The organism is Crossiella sp. NPDC003009 (assembly GCF_053591555.1).
The window spans coordinates 45108-60527 of sequence record NZ_JBSFUA010000050.1; the positions used below are offsets into that span (position 1 = coordinate 45108).

The window sequence follows — 15420 nt, forward strand, 5'->3', positions numbered from 1 at the left end:
TCCGGCGGTGCCCGTCAGTTCAGCTAGACACGGCGGATCTTGGCCAGCCAGGCCGGGAGATCGCCGAGCTGCTTGCCGCCGTCCTCGGTCTGGCCGACCACCCCCCGGTACTCGGCGTCGGCCAGTGACTCGATCACCCAGCCCTCGGCGAAGGCCGCCCGGATCACCGAGTCGCTGACCTCGGGGCCGAAGCCGGGTCCCTTGTCGGACAACGCGAGCAGGTGCAGCACCGCGCCGGGACGGCACACCCGGTGCAGGCTGCGCACGTACGCGGCCCGGTCGGCCGCGCCGAAGACGTGGAACAGCGCGGAGTCCAGCACCGTGTCGTAACGCGGTTCCGGACCCAGGTCCAGCGCGTTGGCCACCTCGAACCTGGCCGGGGACTGGGCGCGGACCGCGTTGGCCCTGGCCGCGGTGATGGCCAGCGCCGAGTAGTCCACGCCGAGCACGCGGTGCCCCAGCGCGGTCAGGTGGATGGTGTGCTGGCCATCGCCGCAGCCCACGTCCAGCACCTCGCCGCGGAACTCGCCGTGTGCGGCCAGTTCCACCACCGCGGGCTGCGGTTCGCCGATCACCCACGGCGCGCTGTTCTCACGGTACGCCTGTTCGAAGGTGTCCAGACCGGTCGGCTGGTTGGCCTCGGCGAGACGTTCCTGGGCCTCGGCCATGTCCTCCTCGGTGGGCGCGTCGTCCTGGGTGAGCCGCAGCCGCCAGTAGCCGGTGAACTCGATGTCCCGCTTGGCCATCCCGCGTTCACCGACCAGGTGGCGGCGCAGCGAGCGCACCGCGCCCGCCTCCCCCGCCAGCCAGGCCAGGCCGGTGCCGGACGGGAGCTCCGCGCCGCGCACCGCGGTCAGCAGCGCGTCCGGTCCCTGGCGCACCCAGTGCAGCTCCAGCTCGGCCGCGGTCGCCAGCGGCTGCTCCTCGGCGGCATCCGGAACCTCGAGGTACACCAACGCTTTCCGGCCCGGCGCCAGCGACTCCAGCAGGGTGGCGATGGCGGGCAGGGCGGTCAGGTCACCGGCGAAGAGCACCCAGTCGGACTCGCCCAGCGGGCGGGCGTACTGCGAGTCCGGGCCGTAGCGCCCCAGCACGTCGCCGACCTCGGCACGGGCGGCCCAGGCCGTGGCCGGGCCGTCCGCGCCGCCGTGCAGCACGAAGTCGACGTCGATGGTGGCGGTCTCCGGGTGGTGCGCCCGGACGGTGTAGCTGCGCAGCACCGGGCGTTCGGCCGCCGGGATGGCCAGGTACGCCTGGTACCAGCGCATCGGGTCGCCATCCGGCGGCAGCTCGGGCAGCACCGGCTCGGTCTGGCCCGGCTGCGGGAAGCACAGCTTCAGCTGCTGGTCGGGCCAGGTGGTCAGGTTTTCCAGGCCAGGGCCGGTGAAGCTGACCCGCACCAGGTGCGGACTGAGCCTGCGGACCGCGGTGACCCGGAGGTGGTCGACAAGGGGTGGCGTCATGGTCAGACCCCCACGTAGTCGCGCAGGTGGCGGGCGGTCAGCGTGTCCGCGTTCTTCACCAGCTCGGTCGGGGTGCCCTCGAAGACGATCCGGCCGCCATCGTGCCCGGCGCCGGGTCCCAGGTCGATGATCCAGTCCGCGTGCGCCATCACGGCCTGGTGGTGCTCGATCACCACCACGGTGTTCCCGTTGTCCACCAACCGGTCCAGCAGGCCGAGCAGCTTGTCCACATCGGCCAGGTGCAGGCCGGTGGTGGGCTCGTCCAGCACGTAGGTGGCCGCGCCCTCGCCCATGTGGATGGCCAGCTTGAGCCGCTGCCGCTCGCCGCCGGAGAGCGTGGTCAGCGGCTGGCCGAGGCTGAGGTAGCCGAGGCCCACCTCGTGCATCCGGTCCAGCACGGCGTGCGCGGCGCCCTTGGCGAAGAAGTCCCGCGCCTGGGTCACCGGCATGGCCAGCACCTCGCTGATGTTCTTGCCGCGCAAGGTGTAGGTCAGCACCTCCGGGGTGAACCGGCGGCCCTCGCACTGCTCGCACACCGAGGCCACCCCGGCCATCATGGCCAGGTCGGTGTAGACCAGGCCGAGGCCCTTGCAGTTCGGGCAGGCCCCCTCGGAGTTGGCGCTGAACAGGCTGGCCTTGACCCCGTTGGCCTTGGCGAAGGCGGTGCGGATCGAGTCCAGCAGCCCGGTGTAGGTGGCCGGGTTGCTGCGCCGGGAGCCACGGATCGGGGCCTGGTCGACGATCCGGACACCGTCCTTTGTAGACAAAGAACCGTGGATCAGCGAGCTCTTGCCGGAGCCCGCCACGCCGGTGACCACGGTGAGCACGCCGAGCGGGATGTCCACGCTGACATCGCGCAGGTTGTGCAGGTTCGCGCCGGTGATCCGCAGCTGCCCGGCCGGCGTGCGCACCTCCTCGCGCAGTTGCGCCCGGTGGTCCAGGTGGCGGCCGGTGAGCGTGCCGGAAGCCCGCAGCCCGGCCACGTCGCCGGTGTAGCAGACCTGGCCGCCACCGGAACCCGCGCGCGGGCCGAGGTCGACCACGTGGTCGGCGATCTCGATCACCTCGGGCTTGTGCTCCACCACCAGCACGGTGTTGCCCTTGTCCCGCAACAACAACAGCAGCTCGTTCATCCGCTGGATGTCGTGCGGGTGCAGGCCGACGGTGGGCTCGTCGAAGATGTAGGTGACGTCGGTGAGGCTGGAACCCAGGTGCCGCACCATCTTCACCCGCTGCGCCTCACCGCCGGAGAGGGTGCCGGACTCCCGGTCCAGGCTCAGGTAGCCCAGGCCGATGCCGATCATCGAGTCCAGCGTCTCCAGCAGTCCGGCCAGCAGCGGGGCCACCGCGGGTTCGGCGATCGAGCGCAGGAACTCGGCCAGGTCGCTGATCTGCATGGCCGAGCACTCGGCGATGTTCTTGCCGTTGACCAGCGAGGCCAGCGCGGCCTGGTTGAGCCGGGCGCCCTGGCAGGACGGGCAGGTGGTGAAGGCCACCGCGCGGTCCACGAAGGCCCGGACGTGCGGCTGCATCGCCTCCCGGTCCTTGCTCAGGTACACCCGCTGCACCTTGACCACGAGGCCCTCGTAGGTGGTGTTCATCCCGGCGATGTTCATCTTGGTGGCCGGCTTGTGCAGGAAGTCCTGCCACTGCTGCTCGGTGTAGTCCTTGAGCTTGACGTCCGGGTCCACCAGGCCGGAATGCGCCAGCAGCTTCCAGTACCAGGAGTCCACCGCGAACTGGGGCACGGTGATCGCGCCCTCGTTGAGCGACTTCTCCCGGTCGACGAGCGCCTTGACGTCGATGGCGCTGGCCTTGCCGATGCCCTCGCACTCCGGGCACATGCCCTCGGGCAGGTTGAAGCTGAACGCGCCCGAGGTGCCCGCGTGCGGCTGGCCGAGGCGGCTGAAGATGATGCGCAGCATGGTGTGCGCGTCGGTGGCGGTGCCCACCGTGGAGCGGGCGTTGGCGCCCATGCGTTCCTGGTCGACCACGATCGCCGCGCTGAGGTTGCGCAGCGAGTCGACGTCCGGACGGCCCAGGGCCGGCATGAAGGACTGCAGGAACGCGCTGTAGGTCTCGTTGATCATCCGCTGCGACTCGGCCGCGATGGTGCCGAAGACCAGGGACGACTTGCCGGAGCCGGAGACCCCGGTGAAGACGGTGAGGCGACGTTTCGGAATGTCGACCGAGATATCGGCCAGGTTGTTCTCCCGTGCTCCCCTGACCTCGATCACATCGTGACTGTCGGCAGGCAGTGCCACTTGACCCCCAGAGAACTTTAGGCTGTAAAGTGATGGCCGCAGGACGGTACTTTATGGCGTAAGGAGATGCAAGTTGGTGGTCTACGCCGCCCAGGGGGACGCGGCCAGGTCGATGGCCCTGCTGTGGCGTGGCACAGCGGATGAGCAGCCAAAACCCGGTCCGAAGCAGGGGCTGGACCTGGCCGCCGTGGTCACCGCGGCGATCGAGATCGCCGATGCGGAGGGCATGGCCGCGCTGTCCATGCGCGCGGTCGGCCAGCGGCTCGGGCGCACCGCGATGGCGCTCTACACCTATGTGCCGAACAAGAACGAGCTCATCGACCTGATGTACGACCGGGTGCTGACCGAACTGCCGACCGACTACGACCTGGACGAGGGCTGGCGGGCCGCGATCACGGTGTGGGCGGAGGACACCTGGGAGTTCTACCTGCGGCACCCGTGGGTCCTGCAGGTCTCCCAGGCGCGGCCGGTGCTCGGACCCGGCGAGTTCACCGTGCTGGAGACCACGCTCGGCCTGCTCTTCGCCACCGGGCTGGACACCGAGCTGGTGCGGCGGCTGGTCGGGGCGCTCTCGCAGTACGTGCGCGGGGCCGCGCAGCCGATCGCCGAGGCGCGGCAGGCGCTGGTCGCGACCGGGCAGACCGACGAGGAGTGGTGGTTCGGGCGCTCGGCGCACCTGGGCGAGGTGGCCCCGGAGTTCGCCACCCGGTTCCCGCTGCTGGCGCGGCTACAGGAGAGCCCGGAGGAGGACCGGGGGGACACGCCGTACCTGGAGTTCGAGGCGCGGAAGACCTTCGAGGCCGGGCTGGCGGTGCTGCTGGACGGGATCGAGGTCGCCCGGCAGCGGGCCGGTCTGGACCTGGGTTTCAGCCCAGCGTGAAAGGGCGGCGGTCCCCGGCCGCTGGTGGCTAGGCTCGCCGCGATCTCCGCGCCGGACGGAGCCTGAACCCGTTGGGGACCCGATGAAGAAGCTGTTGGCCACCGCGACGGTGGCAGGCACGATGCTGACCGGCGTGCTCGTCGGAGCCGGCACCGCCAGCGCCGCGAACCCGACCAAGCGCTGCGACCCGAACCCGGACCGGAGCTGCAGCCTGGCCTCGGGGTTCTTCCCCGGCGGCACCATCTCCATCGACATCGACGCGTGGCTGCGCCCTGGCGCCCAGGACACCTACTTCACCTTCACCATCGGCAACTGCAAGGGCGGCGCCTACGCCAACGAGCCCGCGCGCAGCTGGACCTGCACGCTGCCGGCCAGCTACTACACGCTCACCGCGCGGGCCAGCTTCGATGCCCCCACCTGGGAGCTCGGTCTCCGCTGGTGATGCCGCGCGCGGGGCCCTCCGCCCCGAGGGCCCCGCGCCTCAGCGCACCGCGAACGGGGTGCGCCTGCGGTCCCTGGAGTCGTTGTCGTGCAGGTACTTCCGGGTGATCCGCTCGCGCTCGAGCTTCTCCCAGGTGTCCGCGACCCCGGCCAGCCAGCTGGCCACCGAGTGCGCGGTCCCGGTCGGCGGCACCGCGTCGCTGGCCGGCGGGTCGGTCAGGTCCAGCGGCTCGGGCAGCGGCGGCCAGATCGGCGCGACGAAGGTGTGCGGGGCTGGCAGCGCGTCGTAGACCGCCTGCAGGGCGTCCCGCTCGGCCTCGATCGCGGCCACCGTGGCGGTCGGGTCGATGCGTCGCTCGACGGTGATGTCCAGCTCCGCCAACGCCTTCTCCCCTGCCGAGGTGATCAGGCAGCGGCGGCGCTCCAGCAGCGCGGCGATCTTGTCCGGCTCATCCCGGCCGGTCACCCAGGCGCCGGTCAGCCGGGACATGCCATCGTCCAGGCCGGTCTGCACGTGCCAGATGACCACCCGCTCGTCCTGGGCGTCCAGCACGGCGTCGGTGCGATCGAAGTCAGGCATCGGGCCAGCCTAGGACACGCCCTAGCGCCCGCTCGCGGCCAGCAGTTCGAGGTAACCCTTGCTGGACCGGAACAGCAGGTCCGCGTGCGGTTCCAGCTTGCCGGGGGCCCAGCGGCGGGCCTCGTAGTTCTCGGTGGCGGCGCGCAGCGCGGCGTGGCAGAGCGCCAGCTCCTCGGCCAGCCGGGCCTGGTAGTCCACTGTGGACGGAGCTTCGGCGCGGAACGGCTCGGCATCGCCCTCGGCCAGCGCGGACAGCGCGTCGGTGGCGATGCCCTCCTCGGCCGACCACACCAGCATCGGGCGGACGATGTGGTGGTTCCACACCGGGGCCTGGGCGGAGCGCCACAGCGGGAGGAACGGGTTGCGGGACAACCGGGTCAGGTTCGCCCAGTGCTGCGCGCCGGTGGGCTCGCCGCGCCAGGGCACCTCGGCGGGCGGCAGGTCGACGGACAGGGCGACCGTGATCATCTCCGGTTCGGCCCCTGGTTCGAGGATCTCGCCTGCGGCCCAGAGCGCGCGCACGCGCAGCGGGCTGATCGGGTTCGGGTTCGCCGCCAGGTCGGCGCAGGTCTGCGCCAGGGTTTCCAGGTGGTGGGCCGCGCGGTTGCGTTTCACGGCGTCATCCTGCCCGACCCGGCGCCAGCGAGCCGGGTCAGGGCGTCGATCAGGTGTCCCGGCCGTGGAACTCCGCGATCGCCTCGGCCACCTCCTCCGGCCACTCCCCCTCGGCCACCAGCGCGGCCACCTCGGCCTGCCAGCCGGGGTGGCCTGCCCCGAGCACCGCGCACAGCAGGTCGCCGGGGTAGAAATCCGCTTCCAGCAAGGGTTCCGCGCGCAGCCGCGCCAGCGCCAGCGGCATCAGGTGCGGCAGGCCGATGCGCTGGCCGATCAGCAGCCGCAGGTCGGCGGGGGTGAGCTGGTCCAGCGGGACCCGGCGCAGCTGGTGGCAGCGGGCGATCAGCTGGGTGGCCTCCGGCGGCGGCGGGCCCCAGTCGTCGCGTTCCAACTCGGTCAGGTTCATCCGGTCTGCTCCGATCCGTAGGCACGCAGGAACGCCCGCACTCCCTCGGCGACCGCCGCTTCGAAGAGGTCAGCGGCGATCGGCTGCGCGCCGTAGAAGGTGGCGGCCTGGACCTCGCCGACGGCGAGCAGGGCGAAGTGGGTGGCGGCGCGCTGGGGGTCCTCGATGGTGAGCAGGCCGCGCTCGCCAAGGTCGGCCAGGCGGCGGGCCAGCTCGGCGCGGACCGGGGCGGGGCCGGTCTCCTGCCAGGCGGCCAGCACATCCGGCGGGAAGTGGCCGACCTCGGCCTGGATGTGGCGGACCAGGGCGAAGTGGCCGTTGTAGACCTGGAGCGGGGCGGCGAAGTCGCGGGCGAAGGCGAGCAGGTCGGCCTCCAGGTCGAGGATCTTGTCCAGGTGCCTGGCCATGCTGGCCAGCATGGTCTCCCTGACCTGGGCCGCGCTCTCCAGGATGATCGCGCGGAACAGGTCCTTCTTGTCCGCGAAGTGGTTGTAGATGGTGCGGCTGGAGACCGCGGCCTCCTTGGCGATCACGTCGATGCCGGCCCGGGTGTAGCCGTCCCGCGCGAAGACCGTCCTGGCCCCCTCGATGATCGCCTGCCGCTTCTCCGCGAGCCCCTTCCGGCCACTGTTCTCGCTGCTCAAGGCACCCCTCCCGGAAATTTTTACAATGTTCGTTGTAGTTGTTGCAACGATCGTTGTACCTTGACGACGTTACCCGACGAGATCCTGGGGGACCTCATGACCACACTGGCGCCACCCCGCGCGCGCCCGCAGATCCTCGCATTGGTGCTGGTGCTCGGTGGGGTGCTCACCGGGCTGGACCTGACCATCGTGAACGTGGCGCTCAAGCACCTGGCCACCGAGTTCCACGCCCCGCTGCCCACGGTCGGCTGGGTGGTCACCGGCTACTCCCTCGCCATGGCCGCGGTCATCCCGGTCACCGCCTGGGCGGTCGGCCGCTTCGGCGCGACCCGGATCTACCTGTGCGCCATCGGTTTGTTCCTGTTCGGCTCGGTGCTGGCCGGGGCCGCCTGGGACATCGGCTCGCTGATCGGCTTCCGGGTGGTGCAGGGCCTGGGCGGTGGGATGATCATGCCGGTCAGCATGACCATCCTGGCCCGCGCCGCCGCGCCCGGCGAGCTGGGCAAGGCGATGAGCACCATGGGACTGGGCGTGCTGATCGGGCCGCTGTCCGGGCCGGTGCTCGGCGGCTGGCTGGTGGACGAGGTGTCCTGGCGCTGGATGTTCTTCCTCAACCTGCCGATCGGCGCGGCGGTGGTCCTGCTGGCGCTGCGACTGTTCCCGCCGGATGCCGCGACCACCCCGCGCAGGCTCGACCTGCCCGGCCTGCTGATGCTCTCCCCCGGCCTGGCGCTGGTCCTCTACGGCGTCACCGTCGGCGGCGAGCAGGGCGAGTTTGGCGCGGGCACACTGCTGGCGATCGTGGCCGGCGCGCTGCTGGTCGGCGGGTTCCTGGTGCGTGCCAAGCGGATCCGCGAACCGCTGATCGACCTGGGCCTGTTCCGGGACCGCGTGTTCGCCGCCGGGGTGGGCACGCTCGCGCTGTACTCCTGCGGGTACTTCGGCTCGATGTTCCTGATGCCGCTGTACTTCCAGCTGGCCCGCGGCGAGAGCGCCACCTCGGCCGGCCTGCTGATCATCCCGGCGGCACTGGGCTCCGGACTGATCATGCAGGTGGCCGGGCGGCTGGTGGACCGGTTCCCGCCGGGCCTGATCGTGCTGGCCGGAATCACCGTCGGGGTAACGGGTTTCCTCGCCTTCGCCGCGCAGCTGGCCATGGACGGGCCGTACTGGGGGCTGCTGATCGCGGTCGCGCTGGTCGGGGTCGGCGGTGGCGGCACCATGATGCCGACCATGACCGCGGCCACCCGCGCGCTGCCGCCGGAACGCACCGCGGCAGGCAGCGCGGTGCTCGGCCTGACCAGCGCGCTGGCCGGGGCCACCGGCACCGCGGTGCTCTCGGTGGTGCTGGCCGCCAACCTCGCCGCGAGCGCGCCCGGCGCGGCGATCCAACAGACCTACTTGCTGGTCGCGGGCCTGGTGGCGGTCGCGCTGCTGCCCGCGCTGATGTTGCCCAGGAGGGCCGCATGAACGAGATCGCCTTGCTGCGCCAGGCAATCCGGGCGCTCACCGACCGCGCCGAGATCGTCGAGCTGGTCACCCGGTTCCTGCGCTCGCTGGACGAGCGGGCCTTCGACGCCCGCTGGGCCGAGCACACCTTCGCCCCGGACATCGAACTGCACTACCCGGTCGGCTCCTTCCACGGCCTGGCGAACATGGTGGAGCTGCACACCGCCACGCTGAACCTCTTCGGCCCGACCCAGCACCTCTCCGGCAACCACCTGGTCGAGCTGGACGGCGACCGGGCCACGGTGCGCTGGGACGGCGTGCAGTCGCACGTGCACCTGGAGGCCACCCAGCAGCTGCGCGCGGACCCGCCGGGCGAGCGGTTCGTCAGCGGCGGCTGGTACCAGGCCGAGGTGGTGCGACTGGACGGGCGCTGGCGGTTCCGCCGGATCGAGCTGCACGTGACCTGGAAGCAGGGCAAGCCGCCGGTGGTGACCGAGGAGATCGGCGCGGTGCTGGGCCGGCTGCGGGCCTAACCGGCCACGATCGACTCGATCACGGTGGTGATCCGGTCGGCCACCAGGTCGGGGTCGGGCGCGCCGACGTCCAGCCAGGCGGTGATCGCCTCCAGGCAGGTGGTGGTGGCCAGCCGGGCGGCCCAGCGGGTCCACGGGTCTTGACCCGCGAGCTTGGCCTGCACCTCGGCGACCATCGCCGAGCGCAGGTGCTGGGCCTGGGCGGCGTACTCCGGCTGGTGCGCGGCGTGCTGGAACAGCACCCGGAACGCGGCTGGTTCGGCCGCGGCCCAGGAGACCAGGGCCTGCACGCTGGCCGCGCCGACCTCGACCTCGGTGGCGGCCAGCAGGCATTCGGTGGCGCGGTCGAGCACCGCGTGGCACAGGTCCTGCTTGGACTCGAAGTGCCGGTACAGGATCATCCGGCTGACCCCGGCCTCAGCGGCCAGGTCGTCCAGGCTGGTGGCGGCGAACCCGTTGCGGGACAAGGCTTCGGTGGCCGCGGCCAGGATCTGTTCGCGGCGTTGCGCCCGAGGTAGTCGCCGGGTCGGGGCTGGGTCGTCGGCAGGCATCGGTTGAAGAGTAGACCCTCAGATGTATACCCTGAGATATATATCTGAGAATCTACTTTAGGTGGGCGCGATGACGGAGCGGGTGCGGCGGATCCGGACGCCGCTGGGCGATGCGGCGTGGCTGGTCACCGGGCACGCGGAGGTGCGGCGGCTGTACGCGGACCGGCGACTGGGGCGCACGCACCCGGACCCGGCCTCGGCGGCAAGGTTCGGCGACCACCAGCTGCTCAGCGCCTCGGAGCTGTACTCCCATGAGCACGAGCACGAGGAGCACATGGGGATGCGGGCGCTGTTGCAGCCGTTCTTCAGCGGGCGGCGAATGGCGGAGCTGGGTGCGCCGGTGCGGGCGCTGCTGGCGGAGCTGCTGGACGAGCTGGCCGAGGCCGGGCCGGGCGCGGACCTGCATGCGACGGTGTCCGCGCCGCTGTCGGTCCGCACGCTGTGCGCGCTGCTCGGGGTGCCGGACCGGGACCGGTTCCGGGACCTGGTGGACGGGATGGACGTGGGTGACCGGGCGCGGGCCGATGCCGCGCAGGCCGAGCTGGCCGCGTACCTGGCGGAGCTGGTCGAGCGGAAACGGTTGACGCCGGACGATTCCCTGCTGGGCGGGCTGTGCGCGGCAGGGCTGTCCACTGAGGACATCGCGGGGATCGCGACGATGGTGTTGTTCGCCGGGTACGACAGCACCGCGGTGATGATCGACTCCGGGGTGCTGTTGCTGTCGCGGCACCGGGAGCAGTGGGAGCTGCTGCGCACGGTGCCCGCGGCGGTGCCCGGCGCGGTGGAGGAGATCCTGCGGCTGGCCGACGCGGAGGAACCGGAGGGAGCCGGTTTTCCGCGCTATGCCAGGGAAAGCTTCGAGGTCGACGGGGTGCGGATCGAGCAGGGCGAGGCGGTGCTGCTGGACGTGGCGCGGGCCAACCTGGACGAACGGGCCTTCGCCGATCCACTGCGTTTCGACCTCGGCCGCTCGCCCAACCCGCAGCTGTCCTTCGGGCACGGGCCCTGGCACTGCCTGGGCGCGCCGCTGGCCAGGTTGCAGCTGACCGAGGTGTTCACCGCGCTCCCCGCCCGGTTTCCCGAGCTGCGGCTGGGGATTCCGGATGGGGAGCTGACGCAGGAGGGCGGCACGTTCACCGGACGGGTGCGCGGCCTGCCCGTGCTGTGGTGATCAGGCGCCCACGGTCTTGCGCAGCCACACCCTGGTGGCCTCGCGGTACTCGTGCGCGTTCTTGTGCAGGGCAAGGGAATGCCCCGCTCCGGGCAGCGTGTAGGTCTCCAGCTTCGCGGCCGGGCTGTAGTACGGGGCCTCGGCCGGGCGGAGGGTCTTGCCGCTGGTGCAGTCGCGCAGCGCGAGCAGGCCGCAGAACAGGATGTCCTTCTGCCCCACCGGCTGGAAGACCGGCACGTTGATGCCCAGGGTGGTGGGCAGCACGATGCCGAACACCGCGACCGTGCCCATGCCCGGCACGGACACCTGGTCCTTGGTGGCCTCGTCCGCCTCGATCACCTTCGGATCGGTGTTGGCCGCGTGGTAGAACAAGGGTCCGCGGGCGCCGGGGCGGGTGGCGAACCACAGCGGGTCACTGCCCCGGCTGCCCAGGATCGGGTCGAGCAGGGCGGGTCCGAGGCCGAGCACCGCGCCGAGGCCGAGCACCGGCAGCGCGGGCAGGTGCGTGATGCCGCTGAGGATGACCGCGTCCACGTCCTTGTACAGCGCGGCTTCCGCGGCCACGATGCCGGAGCCCACCGAGTGGCCGACGATCACCACCTTCTGGAACGGCACCCCGCCGACCCGGCCCGCGCGCAGGTGCTGGACCACCTGGTGCATGGAGTCGGCCTCGGCGGAGAGCAGCATCGGCAGGCTCAGCGGCTTGCTGCTCTTGCCGGTGCCGAGCCGGTCCACCGCGAAGGTGGCGAAGCCGGCCTTGGCCATGTCCCGCTGGTAGGAGTAGCGCTCCGGCTGGTACGGCAGGTCCCAGTAGGCGCGGTTGTAGGTGCCGCCGTGCACCAGCAGCTGCACCACCGGCGGGGTCTTGCCGCTGGGCAGGCAGAGCTGGCCCTGCACGGTGGCCGGGCCGCCGGGCAGCAGCGGCAGTAAGCCGGGGCCGGTGACCGGCAGGTCGAGCACGGTGCAGTTCACCGGGTTCGCCACGGCCTGGGGGGCGAGGAGCCCGGTGAGCAGCAGGGCGCAAGCCGAGGTGACCGCGAACAGCTTCGGGAGCAGTCTCACGGGGACAACCTTCCAAGATCGGAAAGGGTCGGGAGTGGCCTGACAATACACCCGGTAGCCGGGCGGATACTTTCAGGTGACTACCGGGAGTGGACGGTCATCGGCAGCTGGTTGAGCTGCATGGTCGCCTTGACCTTGGCGTAGACCCGCTTGCCCGGCACCGGGACCAGGCGCCAGCGCGCGCCGATGGTGGCGGCCACGATGGCGATCTCGGTCTGCGCCAGGAAGGCGCCAGGGCAGTAGCGGGCGCCCGCGCCGAAGGGGATGTAGGCGCCCTTGGGTAACGCGGCCATCCGTTCGGGGGTCCAGCGGTCGGGGTCGAACCGGTCGGGATCGGGGAACCAGCGCGGATCGCGGTGCAGGGTGTGCTGGCTGACCGCGACCTCGGCGCCTGCCGGGATGCGCACGCCGCCGAGCTCGACCTCCTGCCTGGCCCTGCGCATCAGGATGATCGGCGGGGTGCGGCGCAGCACCTCGTTGACGATCTGCTGGGTGTACTGGAGCTTGGGCAGGTCGGCGAAGGTGACCGGGTGGCCGGCCAGCACCTGGTCGAGCTCGGCGTGGAAGCGGCGCTCGATCTCCGGGTTGCTCGCCAGCTCGTGGAAGAACCAGGTCAGCGCGACCGAGGTGGTTTCCGCGCCGGTGGTCAGGATGGTGACCACCTCGTCCTGGATCTGCTCGTCGGTCATGGCCGCGCCGGTCTCCTCGTCGCGGGCGGCCAGGAACACCGAGAGCAGGTCGCCGTGGTCGCCGCCCTGCCGGCGCGCGTTCATGATCGCGGGCGGGATGACCGCGCGCAGCCGCGCCGCGGCCTCGTCGAAGCGGCGGTTGCCGGGGATGGGCAGTTTTTCCACCAGGCGCGGGGAGAACGCGCGGATCAGCACGTTCTGCAACATGATCGGGATGGACCGCTGGATCTCGGCGAGCACCTCGGCGCCGAGGTCGGCGGCGAACAGGGTGCGCCCGGCGATGGTGAGCACCACGTCCTGCATGAGCGCGTCCACCGCGACCTGCTGGCCGTCCTGCCAGGAGTCGGCGAGCTCCTGGGCCAGGCCGGTGATGGTGGTCTCGGCGTAGGCGGCGACCCGGCCGCGGGCGAAGGCGGGCAGCACCATCCGGCGCTGGCGCTGGTTGAACTCGCCGTTGGAGGTGGCCAGGCCGTCGCCGAAGAGCGGGCGCATCTTGTCGAAGACGATGCCCTTGTCGAACTTGTCCGCCTCCACCGCGAGCAGCCGCAGCGCGAGCTCGGGGCTGGTCACCAGGTAGACCGGCATGGGGCCGAGGAAGATCCGCACCACCTCGCCGTGCTCGGGCAGCGAAGCCAGGAACGGCAACGGTTTCCGCAGCAGGGACAGGGTGTGCCCGAGCAGCGGCAACCGACCGGGAACCACCGCGACCATCGCATCACCTTATCTACCGAACGTGTGAACGCGGTAACGATATGTAGTCACAGTGGTCACCCGCGACGCTTCTCCAGGCACATACACACGATCGGATGGACCTCGTTACCAACCCTTCCTTCGGGTGTGGCCCCCCGGTCCTAAGCTGCACACCGTAACCGCGCCCAACGAGGGGAGTCCGGGTGGCCGAGCGGAACTGGGTACCGGCGGGCATCGACACCAGCGTGCCGAGCCCGGCGCGGGTCTACGACTACTGGCTGGGCGGTGGCCACAACTTCGAGGCCGACCGGCAGCTGGCCGAGCAGATCCTCAAGATCATGCCGGACCTGCGCAGCGCCACCCAGCTCAACCGCTCGTTCCTGCGCCGCGCGGTGCTGCACATGGTGGACAACGGGGTCCGCCAGTTCCTGGACATCGGCTCGGGCATCCCGACGGTCGGCAACCTGCACGAGATCGTGCAGCGGGCCGACCCCAGCTGCCGGGTGGTCTACGTGGACCGGGACCCGGTGGCGGTGGCGCACAGCCAGATGTTGTTGCACGGCAACCCGAACGCCGAGGTGATCCAGACCGACCTGCGCGACGTCGAGGGCGTGCTGGACGCCCCGGAGACCAAGCAACTGATCGACTTCAGCCAGCCGGTCGGCCTGACCATGTTGCTGCTGCTGCACTTCGTGCCGGACGAGTGGGACCCGGTCGGCCTGATCGCGCAGTACCGCGAGCGACTGGCCCCCGGCAGCTACTTCGCCGTCTCGCACGTCTCCGGCGACGCCAACGCCACGGGCCTGGATGAGGCGGTGGAGGCGTACAAGCGCACCCAGAACGCGCCCATCATCCGCAGCCACAACGAGGTGCTCCGCTTCTTCGAGGGCTTCGAGCTGGTGGACCCGGGCCTGGTCGGCTGCGCGTTCTGGCGGCCCGACGGCGTCGGCGACGTCACCGACAAGCAGGAGATCAACAACCTCCCGTTCGCCGGAGTAGGCCGGAAACCCTGATCCGCCAACAATCCCCGGTCAGCGAACCATCCGCTCCAGCACATCGAGCTGGGCCGGGTTGTACAGGTCCCGGATGGCCTGGACCATCACCCGCACCCCGAAGCTCGCACCCAGTGGCGCACCGACGAACAGGTTCTGCACCTCAGGCGCACCGGCGATCATGTCCCGGCTGACCGGCCCCAGCCGTTCGGCCAGCTCCCGGCGGGTCCGCTCGTCGGCGTCGGCAGGCAGGTTGTTGAACTCGGCCAATACGGGATCAGAATAGTTGGCCCGCACCATCTCCGCGTAGGCCTGGAGCGCCGACGGCGCGAGCACCCGGCTCAGCACCACCACGAAGTCCCGGTCCGCGGGAGTCACGTTGGTACCGGCCAAGATCTTACCGAGCTCCGGCTCCACATCCGTCGGCGTGGCCTTGCACAGGATCAGCGCCAGCTCGGCGCGAATCCGTTGCAGGCGCTCGATGGTCTCGGCCAGCTCCGTGTCCAGTGACCGCAGGGCCTCCTCAGGGTGCTCGTCGGCATCACCCAGCTCGGCGATCTGGGCCAGGGAGAGGCCGAGGCCGGTGAGGCGTTTGATGCGGAGCACGCGGATGAGGTGCGCGGCGGTGTAGCTCTTGTACCCATTGGCGCGGCGCTCGGGCTCGGGGAGCAGACCGACCTCGTGGTAGTGCCGCACGGCGCGCAGCGTGGTGCCCGCCAGCTCAGCGAGTTGCCTGGTACTCCAGCCCACGACGATTGCTCACTCCCAGGGTCGGGTTTGTCGACAAGAGACAGTTCAAACTATGCCGTTACGGCACAGTCAAGGGGGCCGGGGCTCACTCGGGGTGAAAACCCACGAAGAGGGCCTCTCGTCTTCTCCGTACGGCCTGGAGACTGCGCACCGCATCCCGCCGAGCAGACGCTCACAGGCGCGCAACCAAAGCCTCGCAACGTGACGGCGGCTGCTCGGCGGGATGTGGTTCGCTGTCGG

At 71.0% G+C, this 15420-nt stretch carries 16 protein-coding genes; 6 read left to right on the forward strand and 10 right to left on the reverse strand.

All coding sequences use genetic code 11. The annotated features are described in order from the left end of the window. Nucleotides 1-23: 23 nt before the first annotated feature. The gene (locus tag ACWDY5_RS34625; RefSeq protein WP_449726347.1) at nucleotides 24-1463 is read right to left on the reverse strand and encodes an SIP domain-containing protein; all 1440 of its coding nucleotides are present in this window, start codon (nucleotides 1461-1463) and stop codon (nucleotides 24-26) included. A 2-nt stretch (nucleotides 1464-1465) separates the two neighbouring features. Beyond that, complete coding sequence (locus tag ACWDY5_RS34630; RefSeq protein WP_449726348.1) at nucleotides 1466-3727, reverse strand: ATP-binding cassette domain-containing protein; 2262 nt, start codon at nucleotides 3725-3727, stop codon at nucleotides 1466-1468. A 73-nt stretch (nucleotides 3728-3800) separates the two neighbouring features. Between ACWDY5_RS34630 and ACWDY5_RS34635 the strand changes: the two genes are divergently transcribed. Together ACWDY5_RS34635 and ACWDY5_RS34640 are read left to right on the forward strand one after the other, a co-directional pair. After that, complete coding sequence (locus ACWDY5_RS34635; RefSeq protein WP_449726349.1) at nucleotides 3801-4607, forward strand: TetR/AcrR family transcriptional regulator C-terminal domain-containing protein; 807 nt, start codon at nucleotides 3801-3803, stop codon at nucleotides 4605-4607. Between the two features lie 82 nt (nucleotides 4608-4689). Next, entirely contained in the window at nucleotides 4690-5049 is a 360-nt protein-coding gene (locus ACWDY5_RS34640; protein ID WP_449726350.1) for a hypothetical protein, read from the forward strand. Between the two features lie 39 nt (nucleotides 5050-5088). On the opposite strand, the gene ACWDY5_RS34645 is transcribed toward ACWDY5_RS34640, so the two are convergent. From ACWDY5_RS34645 to ACWDY5_RS34660, 4 genes are read right to left on the reverse strand one after another with little or no spacing between them, the layout of a single operon-like run. Further along, the gene (locus ACWDY5_RS34645) at nucleotides 5089-5628 is read right to left on the reverse strand and encodes a hypothetical protein (RefSeq protein ID WP_449726351.1); all 540 of its coding nucleotides are present in this window, start codon (nucleotides 5626-5628) and stop codon (nucleotides 5089-5091) included. A gap of 21 nt (nucleotides 5629-5649) precedes the next feature. Continuing rightward, nucleotides 5650-6243: a DUF7711 family protein gene (locus ACWDY5_RS34650; protein WP_449726352.1), complete on the reverse strand. Its 594-nt coding sequence runs from the start codon at nucleotides 6241-6243 to the stop codon at nucleotides 5650-5652. A gap of 49 nt (nucleotides 6244-6292) precedes the next feature. Then, nucleotides 6293-6649, reverse strand: a complete 357-nt coding sequence (locus tag ACWDY5_RS34655; RefSeq protein WP_449726353.1) for a contact-dependent growth inhibition system immunity protein — start codon at nucleotides 6647-6649, stop codon at nucleotides 6293-6295. Further along, entirely contained in the window at nucleotides 6646-7293 is a 648-nt protein-coding gene (locus ACWDY5_RS34660) for a TetR/AcrR family transcriptional regulator C-terminal domain-containing protein (protein ID WP_449726354.1), read from the reverse strand. Before ACWDY5_RS34660 ends, ACWDY5_RS34655 begins: the two co-directional genes overlap by 4 nt. A 60-nt stretch (nucleotides 7294-7353) precedes the next feature. On the opposite strand from ACWDY5_RS34660, the gene ACWDY5_RS34665 reads away from it, so the two are divergent. Beyond that, nucleotides 7354-8763: a DHA2 family efflux MFS transporter permease subunit gene (locus ACWDY5_RS34665; RefSeq protein WP_449726355.1), complete on the forward strand. Its 1410-nt coding sequence runs from the start codon at nucleotides 7354-7356 to the stop codon at nucleotides 8761-8763. Next, entirely contained in the window at nucleotides 8760-9275 is a 516-nt protein-coding gene (locus tag ACWDY5_RS34670; protein WP_449726356.1) for a nuclear transport factor 2 family protein, read from the forward strand. Before ACWDY5_RS34665 ends, ACWDY5_RS34670 begins: the two co-directional genes overlap by 4 nt. Here the strand turns inward: ACWDY5_RS34670 and ACWDY5_RS34675 are convergent. Beyond that, the gene (locus tag ACWDY5_RS34675) at nucleotides 9272-9826 is read right to left on the reverse strand and encodes a TetR/AcrR family transcriptional regulator (RefSeq protein WP_449726357.1); all 555 of its coding nucleotides are present in this window, start codon (nucleotides 9824-9826) and stop codon (nucleotides 9272-9274) included. The two genes, ACWDY5_RS34670 and ACWDY5_RS34675, sit on opposite strands and share 4 nt — an antisense overlap. Before the next feature lie 70 nt (nucleotides 9827-9896). Between ACWDY5_RS34675 and ACWDY5_RS34680 the strand changes: the two genes are divergently transcribed. After that, complete coding sequence (locus tag ACWDY5_RS34680) at nucleotides 9897-10997, forward strand: cytochrome P450 (RefSeq protein WP_449726358.1); 1101 nt, start codon at nucleotides 9897-9899, stop codon at nucleotides 10995-10997. Here ACWDY5_RS34680 and ACWDY5_RS34685 read toward each other — a convergent pair whose 3' ends face one another. Beyond that, on the reverse strand, nucleotides 10998-12059 hold the full coding sequence (locus ACWDY5_RS34685) for an alpha/beta hydrolase (RefSeq protein WP_449726359.1): 1062 nt from the start codon (nucleotides 12057-12059) through the stop codon (nucleotides 10998-11000). It lies immediately after the preceding gene. Nucleotides 12060-12139: 80 nt separating this feature from the next. Continuing rightward, nucleotides 12140-13459, reverse strand: coding sequence for a cytochrome P450 (locus ACWDY5_RS34690; protein WP_449726360.1), 1320 nt, complete (start codon nucleotides 13457-13459; stop codon nucleotides 12140-12142). A gap of 182 nt (nucleotides 13460-13641) precedes the next feature. Here ACWDY5_RS34690 and ACWDY5_RS34695 point away from each other — a divergent pair, with 182 nt between their 5' ends. After that, the gene (locus ACWDY5_RS34695; RefSeq protein WP_449726361.1) at nucleotides 13642-14451 is read left to right on the forward strand and encodes an SAM-dependent methyltransferase; all 810 of its coding nucleotides are present in this window, start codon (nucleotides 13642-13644) and stop codon (nucleotides 14449-14451) included. An 18-nt stretch (nucleotides 14452-14469) separates the two neighbouring features. Here the strand turns inward: ACWDY5_RS34695 and ACWDY5_RS34700 are convergent, their stop codons facing one another. Then, on the reverse strand, nucleotides 14470-15180 hold the full coding sequence (locus ACWDY5_RS34700; protein WP_449726362.1) for a MerR family transcriptional regulator: 711 nt from the start codon (nucleotides 15178-15180) through the stop codon (nucleotides 14470-14472). Between the last annotated feature and the right edge of the window lie 240 nt (nucleotides 15181-15420).